At 49.3% G+C, this 16,409-nt stretch carries 14 protein-coding genes and 1 pseudogene; 7 read left to right on the top strand and 8 right to left on the bottom strand.

What is annotated here, in order from left to right; genetic code table 11:
- Positions 1-320 precede the first annotated feature (320 nt).
- From ACXAFI_RS09440 to ACXAFI_RS09430, 3 genes are all read right to left on the bottom strand, one after another.
- Complete coding sequence (locus ACXAFI_RS09440) at positions 321-1,586, bottom strand: glycosyltransferase family 2 protein (RefSeq protein WP_475108611.1); 1,266 nt, start codon at positions 1,584-1,586, stop codon at positions 321-323.
- Positions 1,583-1,765, bottom strand: coding sequence for a hypothetical protein (locus ACXAFI_RS09435; RefSeq protein WP_475108610.1), 183 nt, complete (start codon positions 1,763-1,765; stop codon positions 1,583-1,585). Before ACXAFI_RS09435 ends, ACXAFI_RS09440 begins: the two co-directional genes overlap by 4 nt.
- Positions 1,766-2,032: 267 nt before the next feature.
- Complete coding sequence (locus ACXAFI_RS09430) at positions 2,033-3,208, bottom strand: thiolase family protein (protein WP_475108609.1); 1,176 nt, start codon at positions 3,206-3,208, stop codon at positions 2,033-2,035.
- Between the two features lie 322 nt (positions 3,209-3,530).
- On the opposite strand from ACXAFI_RS09430, the gene ACXAFI_RS09425 reads away from it, so the two are divergent.
- The 5 genes and pseudogenes from ACXAFI_RS09425 to ACXAFI_RS09405 all read left to right on the top strand — a co-directional run.
- A complete protein-coding gene (locus tag ACXAFI_RS09425; RefSeq protein ID WP_475108608.1) occupies positions 3,531-5,240 on the top strand; it encodes an alkaline phosphatase D family protein in 1,710 nt (569 codons plus the stop codon).
- Positions 5,241-5,379: 139 nt separating this feature from the next.
- The gene (locus ACXAFI_RS09420; protein WP_475108607.1) at positions 5,380-6,873 is read left to right on the top strand and encodes an aldehyde dehydrogenase family protein; all 1,494 of its coding nucleotides are present in this window, start codon (positions 5,380-5,382) and stop codon (positions 6,871-6,873) included.
- 158 nt (positions 6,874-7,031) lie between these two features.
- Positions 7,032-7,355 carry an ArsR/SmtB family transcription factor gene (locus ACXAFI_RS09415; RefSeq protein WP_444922052.1) on the top strand — a complete coding sequence of 108 codons (324 nt, stop codon included), beginning with the start codon at positions 7,032-7,034 and terminating at the stop codon, positions 7,353-7,355.
- Between the two features lie 324 nt (positions 7,356-7,679).
- The gene (locus tag ACXAFI_RS09410) at positions 7,680-8,774 is read left to right on the top strand and encodes a permease (RefSeq protein ID WP_475108606.1); all 1,095 of its coding nucleotides are present in this window, start codon (positions 7,680-7,682) and stop codon (positions 8,772-8,774) included.
- Between the two features lie 8 nt (positions 8,775-8,782).
- A pseudogene (locus ACXAFI_RS09405) lies at positions 8,783-9,007 on the top strand (transposase); the annotation flags it as partial.
- 150 nt (positions 9,008-9,157) lie between these two features.
- Here the strand turns inward: ACXAFI_RS09405 and ACXAFI_RS09400 are convergent.
- Positions 9,158-10,171 (bottom strand): aldo/keto reductase, encoded by a 1,014-nt coding sequence (locus ACXAFI_RS09400; protein WP_475108605.1) that lies wholly within the window; start codon positions 10,169-10,171, stop codon positions 9,158-9,160.
- A 276-nt stretch (positions 10,172-10,447) separates the two neighbouring features.
- Here ACXAFI_RS09400 and ACXAFI_RS09395 point away from each other — a divergent pair, with 276 nt between their 5' ends.
- Entirely contained in the window at positions 10,448-11,353 is a 906-nt protein-coding gene (locus ACXAFI_RS09395; protein WP_475108604.1) for a LysR substrate-binding domain-containing protein, read from the top strand.
- A 40-nt stretch (positions 11,354-11,393) separates the two neighbouring features.
- Here ACXAFI_RS09395 and ACXAFI_RS09390 read toward each other — a convergent pair whose 3' ends face one another.
- Complete coding sequence (locus tag ACXAFI_RS09390) at positions 11,394-12,164, bottom strand: alpha/beta hydrolase (protein ID WP_475108603.1); 771 nt, start codon at positions 12,162-12,164, stop codon at positions 11,394-11,396.
- Between the two features lie 663 nt (positions 12,165-12,827).
- Between ACXAFI_RS09390 and ACXAFI_RS09385 the strand changes: the two genes are divergently transcribed.
- Positions 12,828-13,730, top strand: coding sequence for a LysR family transcriptional regulator (locus ACXAFI_RS09385; protein WP_475108602.1), 903 nt, complete (start codon positions 12,828-12,830; stop codon positions 13,728-13,730).
- A 44-nt stretch (positions 13,731-13,774) separates the two neighbouring features.
- Here ACXAFI_RS09385 and ACXAFI_RS09380 read toward each other — a convergent pair whose 3' ends face one another.
- The 3 genes from ACXAFI_RS09380 to dbpA form a co-directional block, all read right to left on the bottom strand.
- Complete coding sequence (locus tag ACXAFI_RS09380; RefSeq protein WP_475109807.1) at positions 13,775-13,960, bottom strand: lipid-A-disaccharide synthase N-terminal domain-containing protein; 186 nt, start codon at positions 13,958-13,960, stop codon at positions 13,775-13,777.
- A 170-nt stretch (positions 13,961-14,130) separates the two neighbouring features.
- Entirely contained in the window at positions 14,131-14,589 is a 459-nt protein-coding gene (locus tag ACXAFI_RS09375; protein WP_475108601.1) for a cache domain-containing protein, read from the bottom strand.
- Between the two features lie 329 nt (positions 14,590-14,918).
- Entirely contained in the window at positions 14,919-16,307 is a 1,389-nt protein-coding gene (dbpA, locus tag ACXAFI_RS09370) for an ATP-dependent RNA helicase DbpA (protein WP_475108600.1), read from the bottom strand.
- Between the last annotated feature and the right edge of the window lie 102 nt (positions 16,308-16,409).

The following is a 16,409-nucleotide window of genomic DNA, read 5'->3' as shown; positions in this document are numbered from 1 at the left end:
CTGAGAAAGGAGATGGCAAACCCTCCTGTAAAAAGGGCAACCTTGCGCCGGTTGTGCCTTGATCATATTTTTGGCAGGAAAATCCCCGCCTTAAGAAAACCATAGACCAAGTGGTGTATGGCGCCAGTCAATCGGAGAGATTTGGGCTATCCCAATAACGCAGAGCTTGTGGTCCTACATAGGGATATCGCCAGGAGTCATAACCGCTCTGAATGACTGACTACATTTGCCAGATTCAGTCAGAAAATAAGCACTTCAATGAATTGAGCGTAAGATCTCCAGCAATTTTTGTGGCGGCGGACTGAGGTTTTTCAGGGAGGTTACTCCCTGACCCGATGTACTTTAGAAGGGGCGAAAGAGTCGGCATAGGAGGTTCTGAAGATCCACTCCTGTACGTAGGCATAGAGCCGTACTACACGCATCAAGTTCACATAGAGGATGCTGTAGCCAATAAGAAAGGGCCAGAGTGGAAAAGTACTGAATTTATAGGTGGCATAGGCCGCGAGTGCAAAGGTGAGGCAATCCAGCATGATGAGTACTATTTGGGCACCAATTAGAATAAACCAGGCATTACTGCCGTAACTCACAAAGAGCCAGACCAAATAGATCGGCAAAGCGATAGCAGCGATCACATTAAAAATCAAAAACTCAAATTGGTGAAAGAACTCTTCGAATTTTATTCGGCGCTTAAGAGGATTGATAAAGTGGGCGTACTTGCGGTAACGCAAACGCACCGCATCCCGCTCCCAGCGCAGCCGCTGCCGAATTAGGGTCAGGATATTGGTGGGTACATCGGTATAGCAGATCGCCTCTGGGGCGAAGGCGATATCCCAGCCGTAGTTGCGCAGACGGAAGGTAATATCCAGGTCTTCGCCACCACCTGAGTCAAAGCCACCAATCTGGTCAATTGCGGTTTTTCGGAACCCGCTGTAGGCACCGGATGCACAGCACATTTGCCTGATCATGGCCAGCGCATGCCTGCCGAGGGAGATACTGACAATGTATTCGATGGTCTGAAATGCGGTGAGTAGGTTGTCGTGGGGGTTACGGACAAAGACATTGCCGGATACCACGCCTACTTTGGGGTCTTCAAAGGGGAGTAACACTTCCTTCATGGTGTGGTGTTCAAAGGAGCAATCACAGTCTACGGTGATCACGATGTCGCCGGTGCAAAAGCGTATTCCCAGGTTTAGTGCGGAGGCCTTGCCACCTCTAAGCTCTGTCGCATGGGCCCCCTGAATAAGTCCCCTGGTGAGTAGGCTGGACATGACTTTTCTGGTTCCATCGGTGGAGCCATCGCTGACCACAATAATTTCATAGGGTTTGACGCTCTGGGCCCAGAGACTGTGCACACACTTCTCGATCGATTCCTCCTCGTTATGACCGGCAATAATGACCGAAATTTTGCCGATTTTTTCCAGGTCCACCTCTTTCTCGATCCTCGAACTGAAAAAGAAAACCGCAGTAAAAAACGAGAAGATATAACGTGGGAGCTCCAGAAAAATCACAATCCAGAACATGATAAACAGAGCGCCCCGGCTCTGTGCGAACAGGAAGGTGAAGCCGTCATGCACTGTCTCCATCATTGGTGGCGTTCACCTTTGACGGAGATTTTGGGCTGCATAGGGGACCGGTAGCTCAGTGAATAGTCGCAACGGTATATGCCACTATATTCGTAGCTCTGGTCGCAACTCTCGTTGTTAGGTTTGTTGTAACTCTTGCTGTAACTATCGCCGTGACAATGGCTCTCTCTGAGCCTAAACATGGTTATTCCTCCAGCTGTGAGGCTAACCTGGTGGTCATTAGGGTCGACTGTCTGCTTCTGTAGGGCACGACCATGGCGACCGCGCACCTAAAGAAACGTTAGGTTGGAAGATACGATAGGTTGAGATGAGCAAGACGCCAAGAGAAGGTACCAATAGAAGGTGCCAAGGCAAGGCCAGCAGCATTTGCAGACTTGTGAGGCAGCATGCCATGCAGAAAACTGGCAATGCCTGAAATAGGGCGCTTGCGAACCCCAATAGCGAGCCGCTTAGCGCTCCAGATAAGCCGCAGTAGCCATGCCACCGGCGGTACAGACTCCAATAATCGCTTTATGCGCATCCCTACGCTCGAGCTCCAACAGGGAAGAGCCCAAGTAGCGAATACCGGACATGCCGTAGGGATGGCCCAGGGCAATAGCACCGCCATTAACGTTGGTAATATCCCATGGGGTGTCCAGTTCCGCTTGGTTATAGAGCGTGGTAACGGCAAAGGCTTCGTGTAGCTCCCACAGATCTATCTCGCCCATCGAGAGGTTGTGATGCGTCATCAAGCGTTTGATGGCTGGCGCCACGGCAATACTCATCTCCTCGGGGGCCACGGCAGCAAGCTGCATGCCGCGGAACAGGCCCAGAATAGGCAAGTTCTTTTTTGCAGCCAGCTCGGCATCCATCATGACCACCGCTGCGGCTCCGTCAGAGAGCTGTGAGGCGTTGCCCGCAGTGACGGTACCGCCGGCATTGACCGGTTCCAGAGCCGATAAGCCCTCAAGCGTGGTGCCGGGGCGGGGGCCTTCGTCTTCCGCAAGCAGTACGGTCTTTTCTGAGACTTGCCCGCTCCCTTTATCCAATACCGACATCACCGCCTCAAAGGGGGCGATTTCCTCGGCAAATTTCCCCGCTTTGTGGGCTTCTGCCACTCTTTTTTGCGATTCCACCACATAGGCATCTTGTGCCTGACGGCTGATGGCAAATTTGTTGGCGACGAAGTCTGCGGTTTGGATCATGGTCCACCAGACCGCGGGGATTTGCTGCTGCAGGGGTTCATAGACAAAGTGATTCAGGTTCAGGCTGAACTGGACGAGGCTGATACTTTCCACCCCACCGGCAACGCCGATCTGCATTTCCCCGGCGGCGATACGATTCGCCACGATTGAGGCCGCATTCAGGCCCGAGCCGCAGTAGCGATTTATGGTGATACCGGGTACCCCGCTGCCACAGCCAGCAAAGAGGGCGGCATTGCGCGCGATATTGTGGCCGGTTGCTCCTTCAGGTAGTCCGCAGCCCAGCACCACATCTTCCACTTCCTGCGGGTCCAAGGCTGATCTGTTTATCGCTTCCTTGATGACGTGTGCCGCCATAGGAATGCCATGAGTTTGATTCAAGGCGCCGCGTCTCGCCTTGGCGATAGCGGTTCTACAGTAGGCGACAATGGCGACATCTCGCATGAAGTTTGTCCTGCGGTGGAAGGGGTTTCTAATACAGTAGATCAGTTATTAGCCTCTGAAATTGCTTTGAGGTGGAAGCATTTAAGGAGAGAAAAGTGAGCAATGAAGGGCAATTCCAGTCGATTTATTAAGCTGTACTACAGCATCTGTCAAAACAGATAAAAGTGACATTCATTACATCCTTGGTGTATTAATAGATAAAATTTCATCAAAAAGTAACATTACGTAGAATAGACTGACTTCTTTGTTGGTACGCTTTTCTATAGAATGCGCGCCAATTCACATTATTCGAATTCAAAATAACAACAGGAAGTTGGGGTTTATGACCGTCTCTCGTCGCACATTCGTTCAGGCAATGGGGCTTGCGCTGCTCACACCATTTACCGTCCGTTCTCTAGCGTCTAGCAGTAGTGAAACCTACGCACGCTTTAATCTGAGCGGCAGTCCATCGGGCTATGACATCGATCAGGATGGCCTGATTTTCGATTTGTCCGTGGCCTCGGGTGATCCCAGCCAAACGGGTGTGGTGCTCTGGACCCACATCAACCCGGCCGCCTTTGTGCCCGGTCAAACGCTGTATTTGGATGTGGCCCTGGATGAGTCATTTACCCAGCCGGTGATGAGCGCCGAAATCCATGCCGAGGATATCAGTGCGGATCGCGACTACACCGTAAACATTGACCTGGAAGGCTATCTATCTCCCAACCAGCGTTACTACTATCGCTTTAAGTACGGCACATTGTGCAGCCGCACCGGGCGCTGCCATACCCTGCCTACCGGCGGGCTGGAAAGTATCAAAATGGCGGTGGTGACCTGCCAGGATTACACCACGGGTTATTACAACGCCTACAGCCACCTGGCAGATGAAGATGTGCACTGTGTATTGCACTTGGGGGACTTTATCTATGAGTACGCACAGTACGAAGGTTTTGAGGATGCCATTGTCCACCCCCTGAGCCTGCCTTCCGGTGCGACGGTGGCTATGGATCTCGAGGACTACCGCCATATTTACCGGGAATACCGCAAGGATAAAAACCTGCAGCGGGCGATGGAGATGCATTCCTTTATCATCACCTGGGATGATCACGAAACCGCAGACAACGCCTACTGGGATTACGATCGCGATACCCTCGGCGTGCCATCCCATCCCTACCAAACCGGTGACAACAACCCCGAGCAGTTGCGTCAGCTACGCCGGGATGCACAGCAAGCCTGGATTGAGTATGTGCCGGCGCGCGTGAAGGTCGATGAAGCGGCCAGCCACGCTTTTGACTACCTGCAGATCTATCGCTCTTTCCAGTTTGGTGACCTGGTCGATTTATATATGACCGATAGCCGCACCTACCGCACCAAAGAGCCCTGCAAAGACGGCACCGCCTGGCAAAACTATTGGTGCACCGACTACGAAAAGAAATCCCAGACCATGCTGGGTAAAACCCAGCGCGACTGGTTGATTGATGGCATCGTCAATTCAAATGCGCGCTGGAAAGTTTGGGGCAACCAGACCCTGTTGGCGCAACTGGCCGGCACGGCACTCGGTCAGCCGTTAGTTTTTGCCAATTACGATGCTTGGGATGGCTACCAGTGGGAGCGTGAAAAAATTCTCTCCAGTGTCAAAGACAGCAATGTCGATAATTTTGTTGTGTTGACCGGGGACCTACACACCAGTATCGCCTCTTACCTGAAGGTAAACTTCAATAAGGTCAGCAACTGGAACTACGATAACCTGGTGGGCATTGAACTGATGACCCCATCGATCTCTTCGCCAAATCTCAACGATACGGTGGAGAGAGGGCGCGATGTGGGTGCTGTATTTACTTCACTGCTCAATGGCGGAGTGCAGGTGAATAACCCTCACATCAAGGATTTCGTCAGCGATATCTATGGTTATGCGGTGATTGAGTTCAACCACAGCGAGTTGAACTGGACTGTCTATAACATCGACAAAAAGTCAGACAACCCGTCCACGAAGAAAAAGACCTATAAAAAGTTCAACTACGAACCCGAAGGCATGTGGCTGACGGAGAAATAGGCCAGTAAATAACAGTCTTCTACAGCGCCACCAAGCCTGTTTTGGTGGCGCTTATCTAACTCTCTTCGCCCGAGTCCCACCCACCAAAGTCTTCACAATTCTCTCAGTTGCTATCTGGCCCTGGGTGACCTATACCCTCGTGATTGATCGAGCGGGTTTCGATGTCGATGCTCACCGTGAACGCCACTTGGAGGCATCGATGTTACAGAAAGCATACCCCTACTACTTGGCCAACGAAGCCGTCTATGCCAATACCGAGCTGGAGGTGACAGATAAGTACTCCGGCGAGGTGGCAACACGGGTTGCCATGGCGGATGCCAAGGTGATCGACAGCGCTATCGATTGGGCCCTGCTAGCGGAAAAACCCATGGCCGCGCTGCCCCCCTACAAGCGCCAGCACGTCTTGGATCACTGTGTGCAGCGCTTTCAGACAAGATTCGAAGAGCTGGCCGAGGCCCTGTGTGTTGAAGCGGGTAAGCCAATTCACGATTCCCGTGGGGAAGTCTCCCGCTTGATTGATACCTTCCGAGTAGCAGCGGAAGAGGCTGTGCGTATCAATGGCGAGATAATGAATCTCGAAATCTCCAAGCGCAGCGCGGGTTATCGGGGGTTTGTTAAGCGTGTTCCCGTGGGGGCCTGCTCTTTTATTTCACCGTTCAATTTTCCGCTGAACCTGGCGGCCCATAAAGTGGCTCCCGCCATTGCTGCCGGTTGCCCCTTTGTGCTCAAGCCTGCGAGTAGAACACCCATTGGTGCCCTGATTATTGCAGAGGTGCTGGCGGAGACCGATCTGCCCAAGGGTGCCTTCTCGGTGCTGCCCTGTCATCGCGAAGGTGCTGACCTGTTTACCGTGGATGATCGCTTTAAATTACTCAGCTTCACCGGCTCTCCTGCCGTTGGTTGGGATTTGAAAGCCAGGGCAGGGCGCAAGAAAGTGATTTTAGAGTTGGGCGGCAATGCCGCCTGTGTGATCGATCGTGATACCGACCTGGAGGATGCGGTAGAGCGCTTAATCTTTGGGGCTTTTTATCAATCGGGCCAGAGCTGTATCGGAGTGCAAAGAATTTATGGGCACTTCAGCTTGTATGAAGATCTGAAGGCGCGCTTGTTGGAGCGCACTAAGAAGCTAAAAAAAGGCGATCCAAAATCCGAGCAGACTTTTATCGGGCCAATGATTTCCGAAGGCGAAGCGACAAGATTGCATAACTGGATTAAAGAAGGGGTTGAACAGGGAGGGACTCTCCTATGCGGTGGCAATCGCGATGGCGCCATGCTTGAGCCAACGTTAATGGAGAATGTTCCCAGTGACTGCAACGTAGTGCAGCAGGAAGCTTTTGGTCCTGTCGCAATACTGGAGCCTTTTGATGATTTCGATGAGGTGCTGAAGAAGGTCAACGACAGTGCATTTGGTTTACAGGCCGGGATCTTCACCCGTGATTTGTATCGAGCCCAAAAAGCCTGGGATACCCTGGAGGTGGGCGGCGTAGTGATTGGCGATGTGCCTAGTTGGCGAGTAGATAATATGCCCTACGGTGGAGTGAAAGATTCAGGCTTAGGGCGAGAGGGGGTGCGTTGGGCTATTCAGGATATGACGGAGGAGCGGTTGATGGTGGTGCGCACATTGCCTTCTTAACTTGAGGGCTCTCGAACGAGAGCCCAGAAAAATTGAGCTCCAGTATTCCTGTGCGTATTGGAAATACCCAGAACTTTGCTGAGTGCTAGCCAGTAACTTTCACTTTGCCCCTCAATTGTTTATATTTCGATAAATCTAGAATTTAGGGCGTTGTGGAAATGGGAATTGATGAGGTAGCCAAAGCTTTAAAAGAACTGGGTCACCCGACCCGGTTATTAATCTATAAAAAGATTGTTAAAGCGGGTAACCCTGGGATTCCCGTGGGTAGCATTCAGGAGCAGCTCGACATCCCTGGGTCCACTTTATCTCACCATATCGCGAGCTTGGTCTCTGCTGGTTTGATCACTCAACGGCGCGAGAGTCGCACTCTGTATTGTGTGGCTGAATATCAGCGCTTAGTGGGTGTTATCAATTTTTTACAAGATGAATGTTGCAATGATGACCTTGCAGGCCAGGCCGATAGCTGTAGTAAGCCGGAGTGAGGTGAATCCCTCTTGTCGAGCCTTCCTCCAGCCCCCCTCAGTCTATTTGCTCTCCTTTTTATCTACTCTTTTTTGCTAGCTAAACATCGGTTGCCTGATCCATTTTTCTTCGCCTGAAAATAGCCAAACCTAGGGGCGCTGTCCGCCAAGTCTAACGGCTCAAACATGTTGACCAATTGGTCAGGTCCTGAGGCTGGAAGGTTGCCAAATTGATTAAGACGATTCGGCCCTAATCAATATTTCCATACTTCTAGAAATAACTTGACTGTGCCTTATGATTCGATAATTCTAGAAATATAGTTATTCTTAGGAGGAGTTATTATGATGTCTGCCGAGTTAGTCACCATGCTGGAGGAGGCACTCAACATGTTTGCTTTCCTCGCAGTCGAACTGACAGTGTTGTTTCTAGCAATCAGCTACCTTGTGGGGGTGTTGCAGGAGTACATTTCTCCTGACAGGGTTCAAGCGGCACTGAGTTCACGAAGAGGTAAGGGGTACCTTATTGCGGCACTCCTCGGCGTGATCACTCCATTTTGCTCTTGCTCTACGATCCCATTCATTAAAGGCTTGTTAAGGGCTCAAGCCGGATTTGGTCCAGTAGTGGTATTTCTATTCTCCAGCCCCCTGCTAAACCCTATAGTTATTGGCCTGTTGGTCGTCACTTTCGGGCTAAATGTAGCCATCCTCTATTTCACGCTTGCCATGGCAGTCTCAGTCTTGGCTGGGTTTCTTTTGGAGAAGCTTGGCTTTGAACGGTTTGTTCGCGATGAAGCTTACCTGGAGTCCATAGGTTGTAACTCGGGCTCCAAGAACAGTGAGGCCCAGCCTGCGATGAGTAGTGGCTTGCCTGAACGGGAAACTACTTCAAGTTTTGCTGCCCAAGGGGCTCCTCTACTTGCATCAGTAACAGGGCCTGGAATTGAAAAAACGGCGGTAGCTGGCAGTTGCTCGGTAAATCAGTCAGGGAAAAACAATTGCGAAAGCAAAACTCAGCCTGAGCTTGCGGAACCTAGCCGCTGGTTAACTATCTGGCTCTCCACCTGGAAGGACTTTAAGAAGACGCTATCATACCTGCTGATTGGAATTACCCTAGGGTCCTTTATTTATGGGTTTGTGCCTACCGATCTGATCGTGGCCTACGCCGGTGAGAACAAATGGTATGCGATACCTATCGCCGCTGTGATTGGTATTCCTCTCTATATTCGCGCCTCAGCCGTCATTCCATTGAGTGCCGGACTGGTACAAAAGGGAATGGCACTGGGCTCAGTCATGGCACTGATTATCGGTAGTGCCGGTGCCAGCCTGGCGGAAGTGATATTGCTGAAGTCGATTTTCAAAACTCAAATGATAGCCGCATTTTTGACTGTCGTTTTAGGGATGGCGGTAACGGCTGGCTATCTGTACAGTTTCTTTTTTTGATGTGATTAATTCCTCCGAAGTTCAGTGTTTCCAATAGGGTTGGGTTTTTGAAAGGGAAATCTGCGATCCAGATATTTCGAAAACACGAACATGCACAGAGAAATTTTTCAGGAAGACACTTTTGGGCCTGGGGATGCTGCGTTAGTACAGTGGGGCTCAATGAGAAGATGATTCAAGAGTACATCATGAAGAGCGCCGTCAAGAGCAGATGCATTTGGCGGGGTTGTAACTAACCCCCTTTGGAGGATATCACCATACCACCCGCTATGCGGGTGGTTGCTGATTCGGACGTGGCTTTTTGGAGCTGTAAGCCTTCCAAAAAGCCAACCTATGAGCCGTAAATCGCTCTGAGCTAATCCAGAAAGTCTGGATACTTTGGTTACTTATTTCCCAGTTGGCAGGGGAGCGGAATCGTCGACAAGGTGTTCTTTGCGTAGTTCTTGCCAGAGTGCCTTTGGATTATCAGTTTCCAAAGCTTCAATATCTTCTTTGATCCTACTGGGTTTACTGGCGCCCGGTATAACTGCGGCGACCGCTGGATTGGCTAGGACAAATTGCAGCCCGATGGCTTTGTTACTCACTCCGTATTTCTCGCCAATCGCTTTGATCTTGGCAACTTTTTGCAATATGGATTCTGGTGCCGGGGCATATTCAAAATTGGGACCGCCAACCAGAGCGCCTGAGCTATACGGGCCTCCAGCTACGATACCCAGGCCACGCTCGCAAATTTGAGGAATCACTCTTTGTAGGGCTTTGGAGTGGTCCAACAAACTGTAGCGGCCAGCGAGTAAGAATCCATCGGGGCGGGGCTCCTCAAGTTCGAGTAGCAGCTCAATGGGTTCCACTCGATTCACCCCCAGCCCCCAGGCTTGAAGAACGCCTTCATCACGCAGCTTATCAAGGGCAACGAAAGCCCCTTTTCTCGCACTTTCAAATATGCCCAGCCATTGGTCACCATAAAAATCCTGGGCCACATCATGAACCCATACAATTTCAATACGATCAGTATTTAGCCGCTTGAGGCTGCCCTCAATTGAGCGCATTGTTGCATCGTATGAGTAATCATGAACGACCTTGTTGGGCCGGCCATACTTGAAAATATCCCGCGTATCTTGCGTACTCTGATTGGTTTTTTCCTCCACTTCATCCAGGATCAAGTGACCGACCTTGGTACTGATCACATAGTCTTCACGTGGAAATCTGGAAAGTGCTTCACCTAAACGCATCTCCGCCAGGCCTGCTCCATAAAATGGCGCAGTGTCAAAGTATCGGATGCCGCTCTCCCAAGCTGTCTCTACCGTTTCCAAGGCTTCTGCATCTGGAATCTGGCGAAACATATTGCCAAGAGGTGCACTACCAAAACCGAGCTTACTGGGCAAAAGGTCTTTTAGTCTCACGTTGAACTCCCATTCAAAAAAATTCAAATCAGAAATCGTCGACTACGCGGTCTTTGGCTTCGGGAGCCATAGTAAACGGTATTACTCAGAGGCTCCTTGTTACGCTGGAGTCTTCCGCTTTCTACTGATTTTCTGAGTACGCCTGGTCAACAGCGCTTCGCAGTGCCAGAAGTGTCACTGAAATCAGTGAAGTTGCGCCGACGGAGAGAGTCTGCGCCAGTTGCTTTTGATGAAAAAGCCGCTTATAAGCATAAGACTATTGACTTGGAGTCAACTATGCAGATCACCCTTCAAGAGTTGCAGGTCTTTACCACTGTAGTGGATACAGCCTCAATCACTTCGGCAGCCGAACGTCTAGAGCAGACGGTATCGGGGGTCAGCCGCGCCCTAGGGCGCTTGGAGCAGAAGCTCCAGACCACATTACTAAGACGTACAACCAGGCGTTTAGAGCTGACAGAAGAGGGGCAGGCATTTCTGAAGTATGCACGCGATATACTCACCTCTGTAGAGGAGGCTGAGGAGCAGATGGCGGCACGCAAAAAGTATCCCTCGGGCCTTTTGCGTATAGATGCTGCAACCCCAGTTATGCTGCATGTCATTACCCCACTGATTGATACCTATCGAGCCCGATACCCACAGGTAGAGCTTGAGCTGCAGAGTAATGAGGGAATCACCGACCTGATAGAAAAACGCACGGATGTGGCATTTCGAGTTGGCTCTCTTGCGGACTCTACCCTACATGCCCGCTTAATCGGCACGAGTAGAATACGAATATTAGCGAGTCCCGCTTACCTAAAGCGCCATGGTACTCCGAGGAATGTGGAGCAGCTTGCCGAGCATACTTTGCTTGGTTTCACAAAACCTGAACACCTTAATCAGTGGCCGCTACACGAGCGAAGCGGGGATTTATTACAAATTAAGCCCGCGATCACTTCATCCAGTGGCGAGACGTTACGTCACTTAGCACTTTCAGGAGCGGGTATTGTCTGCTTGTCAGACTTTATGACTCAGAGAGATCGACAGGCTAGACGATTGGTGCCGTTATTCCCGGAACATACCTTAGAAATAAAACAACCTATTCATGCCGTGTACTACCGTAATACTGCGCTCTCATCACGAATCACCAGTTTTATCAACCATATTATTGGAGCACTCGGTGAGCGGCCTTTTGATGAGCATTAGTCCGGGGGAATCGGTAAAATACAGGGTTCAAAGCTTGTTATTAGTGGTGATTTTTCAGGATCCAATTGCTACAAAATGCCGCAATCCGGGTCCACTCAGGCTCCATCATTAAATAATGTCCATAACCTTCGGCTATATAGAATGTGGTTGGTGTACTTTGGCATTTGGCGATAAGACGAGCCGTAGAGGGCGGTATTGCCAAATCGTCGGTGCCGGAAACCATCAAGACAGGGCAGTCGATCTTTTTGTAATCAATCTTTGTGGTCCTGTTGTCGTCAAAGATCCAAAAGAAAAGTTCGAAAAGTACTCGTCCAGATTCAGGGCCTAAACGATTGAATACTTGGTGTTGATCTTCTTTATTGAGCTTGTTGAGCCCAAATTTTGCCATTGTCTCAAAGTCTGGTAAAAGTACGTCTTCCCAAAAATTACCGGCTGCCATAAACATTTTGCCGAGTTCGCGTTCTTGCTTCGTTGTAGGCAGTATCCCCCAGTTGACGCTCCCGTTCAGCAGCACTATTGCCTCCGTCAAGCCCATGGAGGCTATTTTTTGTGCGATGACACCTCCCAGAGAATGGCCAATTAAGATAGGTTTGACGCATAAAGCGTTAACGAATGATGCAATGTCCTCAACATAGTCGGCGATGCTGATTCCCTTTAGGCGCTTTTGCGATTGTTGAGTTTCAAGATTCTCGTGGTAGCGATAGCATGGGCTATAACAGCGGAAACCTTTTTCTTCAAAGTACCGATGGAAGTTCTCCATTGTCCAGGGGCCGGCGTTAGTGCCATGAATAAAGACGATAGTAGGCTCCATTATTGTCAACCTGCTTAGCCCAAGTCTCTTATCTGCTTGGGTTCTTCCGTATTACACTGATCATTTTTGCTATTGGTAGACTTACCTGAACCATATGACGACTTCCATAAAAACTTGCCCCACTCACATAGCAATAAGTAAGCGGAGAGGTATATCAATCCAGTATAGCCCGAGACTGTTTATTGAGAGTTATTGTTGCGGATTAAGTAACTATATCTTCACTAAAAAACGGGTTATGGAAATTGGCATAGCTATTAAAATCCAAAGTTCAATATGCCTCTGTAATCTGCCCGATAAGCCTGACTAGGGTGCACTGCGTGTTGTAACTGTCCTTGATTGTCGATCTGATAAATGGTTGCCCCACATTGATTACAGAAAGCGTGCTTTTTTATAGGGCCGTATTTAAAGGTATAAGTCTTTAGCTGTCTTGATGGGTCTTCAATATGGACCGGGTTGGAAGCCTCAACAAAATCGACAGGTTTATTTGTCCGTGGTAAGGCTGAACTGTTGAAAAGTTTGTAATGAATAGCTCCGCAGTGGCAAGTTAAGTGATTCATTGGTTAATCTCCAGAGTGGATTAGTATGGGGTTAAAGTTTACTATTTGGCTGATCTCAATAAAGATCACCAGCGGAAAGTCATAATTAGCTTTAAGGAAATAGTCGGTGCGGCGGGAATATGATAAGTACCACTTGATCAGTGTCTTTTGTGCGGTAGTGGATCATGGCTCCTTGAGTAAAGCCGGCAGCCATTTGGGCTTATCGACGCCAACTGTGAGCAAGACACTGGCACAGCTGGAGCAGGTGCTGGGCCAGGTACTCTTGACCCGAACTACCAGGGCTGTGTCGATAACAGATGCTGGGAGACTTGTTTATCAGCAGGGGCAACAGATACTCAATGCCTTTACTGAACTGGAGGACCGGGTTGCTGAGCTTGGGACTCTCGATCGCGGTAAATTGCGAATTACCTTCCCTGAGACACTGGGGGAGAATGTATTTAGCCAGATTTGTAATGACTTTCAAAAGGCTTATCCTGATTACAGTCTTGAGTTGATATTTACCCCACATCTTCTGGATATGATTGAAGATGATATTGATATCGCCGTACGTGTATGGGCGACAATGCCGGATAGCCAGTTTTATGGCTTACCACTGTTCAATATTTCCCCAGTTTTTGTGGCATCACCAGAGTATCTTGATAAGAATGGTTATCCGGCGTCTATTGAGGCACTGAGTCAGCAAAATATTTTACTGGCCAGGCTCAATGGATTGAAAGATGGATGGCTTTTTGATGGTAAGTACTACCACTTTAAAGGAAATCTCGTTTCTAACAAAACTTCTCATAATCGTGCCGCAGCAATAAACGGTAATGGCATCGCTATATTGCCATCCTACTTCTGCCGGCAAGCCATACAAAGTGGAGAACTGATTGAGCTTTTTCCAGAAATCAAAAGAGAAGAAAATATGGTGGGGGCTCTTTATAAAGTAAAACGTAAAAACTCCAAGAAAATTGATGTGTTTTTAAGTTATTTGGAAGAACGCTTACGGGAATCGGATTTTATGTGTTGATATTTGGTAGAGTGGTTCTAAATAGCCGCTATGATGAACTGGGTTTATTGCTGTTTGGTACGCTTAATTAAATATAAATTCCGGCAAGAAATAAAGATGCCAGTAAACTGCCCAATAATAACCGGATCGGCTCGGTGAATACCATAGATCACCATCATCGCTCCACCCACTAAGCTGATATACCAAAAGGCTTCTGGCACAATGGATTTATGGGCGCGCTCTCTAGCAATCCATAGTGAAATTACTGCTGAGTATTAGAGCATTGTTGCTCAGTTTATTAGCCTTTGCTATCCAGCTGAAATAAGTGTTCGCCTGATGAATTTAACTAAAGCCCAGTAGATCACCTTATAAGGTGATCAGTAATAAAGTACCCGGTAATAGTCAGGTCCGGTTTGAAGTATTACTTTTTGTAATAACCCACACCGCATACATGATCGTCAACTTTAGTAATAAATGCCGTTTTTTGTACGGGCTTTGTTTCACCAGGGCGTGGCCACATATAGGTTACCTTACTGATTTGCCCCTCTTTCGCATTCTTAATCATCTCCTCTCCAAAAGCTTTTCCCATTATATCCCTTTCCGCTTTTAGGTTTCTTTCATCAAGATTCGGATGGAATACAGGGTGTGCTGTAAGGCTGCCATCAGCCTTGACACAGAATGGGTAGAGATCTCGATCTTTGAACCCTCCCTCGCCTTTATTAATTTTATCGATGGTCGCTGACTCATCCGTCTTTAGCGAGGTGACTACCTTTTCCAGCAGGGCCTTGGCTTCTTCAGCAGTACCATAATTGTCAGCAAACACTGAAAACGATGCGAGAGATGCAAGAAGCATTACAGAGCGGATAAAATTTTTCATCATTGAACTGACTCAGTAGAGAGTGTTGCCCGTCATCTCTATATAATAGACACTGTCTGGGATAAGACGTAAAGGGATAAGACGTAAAGGGATAAGACGTAAAGGGATAAGCTCAATAGACTTTGCAGTGTAGCGAGTATAATTGACGATTGATAAAAAGGTACTGCTCGGGATCTTCTAGTCTGTTTACTCGGGACGGCGGGGCGCAAAAGTTAAGCTAAGCGCCCCGCAGAGGATTTTTTACCGAACTACCAATCTTTTTCTGAGATTGGCAGAGTGCAAACTATTCTTCGATAGCAACGTTCAGTTGTGTCGAATGGAGATTACACCACTTATCCGCGGATACGCCGTACCCGGAATTTACGACCTTTCAGTTTTCCGTTCTCTATTTTTTTCAGTGCTTGTGTTGCCACGTTTCTTTTTACCGCAACATAAGCCGTCAAATCCAAAACATTGATCTTGCCAACATCTTTGCCATTGATCGGACGATCACCACCGGTCAGTGCGCCCAGGATATCGCCCGGGCGGACTTTCTGTTTTTTTCCACCATCAATCTGCAGGGTGGCCATGGGGGCCTGAAACGGAGGTTCGCTTAAGATACTGGCAGGCGGTGGTGTATCGGGATCGGACAGTGGGTCCTGGGTCAGATCCATTCGCAGTAGTTTATGACCTTCCTTCTCCGAAAATAGGGAGTAGGCGCAACCGCGTTCACCGGCACGACCGGTCCGTCCGATACGATGGGTGTGTACTTCCGGATCTTTGGCGATATGAAAGTTGATCACCGCATCCAGCTTGTCGATATCCAGGCCTCGTGCCGCCACGTCGGTGGCCACCAGAATCGAGGCGCTGCCATTGGCGAAGCGAATCAGCGTTTCGTTGCGCTGGCGCTGTTCCATGTCCCCATGCAAGGCGAGCACGTTGAACCCAGCTTGCTTCAGGTCATTGGCGACGTCATCGGTTTCACGCTTGGTATTACAGAAAATCAGGGTATTGACTGGTCTGTCACTGAGTAGAATACGGCGGGTCATTTCCAGACGATCGTCGAAGCTCTCAGTTTTGTAAAAACGTTGTTCGATCACCTCTTCACTGTGTGAGGATTCAATACGCACCATCACTGGCTTTTGCATCACTCGCGCACTGAGCCGCTCGATTTGATCCGGGTAAGTGGCGCTGAACAGTAGGGATTGTCGCCGAGCTGGCAGCTGCGCCAGAATGGTATCAATAACGTCCTGAAAGCCCATGTCGAGCATCCGGTCAGCTTCGTCAAAGACGAGTGTGTCGACATGCTCTAGGGACAGGGTTCCCTTGCGCAGGTGCTCTTCAATACGCCCTGGCGTGCCAACAATAATGTGCGCCCCATGCGCCAGGGAGCCAATCTGCGGGCCAAACGGCATGCCGCCACACAGGGTTAGAATCTTAATATTGTGAATCGCCCTGGCCAGTCGGCGTAGTTCCTGCGCAACCTGGTCGGCCAGTTCCCGTGTGGGACACAGAATCAGCGACTGAATCCGAAACCGATCAACATTGAGCCTATGCAGTACTCCCAAACCAAAGGCCGCCGTTTTGCCGGAGCCGGTTTTTGCCTGTGCGATGATATCTTTGCCGTCGAGTATGACTGGGAGTGTCTTGGCCTGAACCTCGGTCATCGATGTGTAGTTGAGTGACGCCAGGTTTTTTAACAGGGCGGGTTTTAGGGGGAGGTCGGAAAAGGGGGCAGTCAAGGTGAATCCTGGAGTCGTTAAATATCAAATACGCGTATTACGCAACTGCATTTTTACAGTCTGGCCAATACAAATTTTGCAGGGCACTTTAACAGTTAATGC

It is taken from the genome of Microbulbifer sp. ABH2_005, from assembly GCF_056160005.1.
The sequence above is the reverse complement of the archived record's forward strand: the minus strand, read 5'-3'. Positions and strand labels throughout refer to the sequence as shown.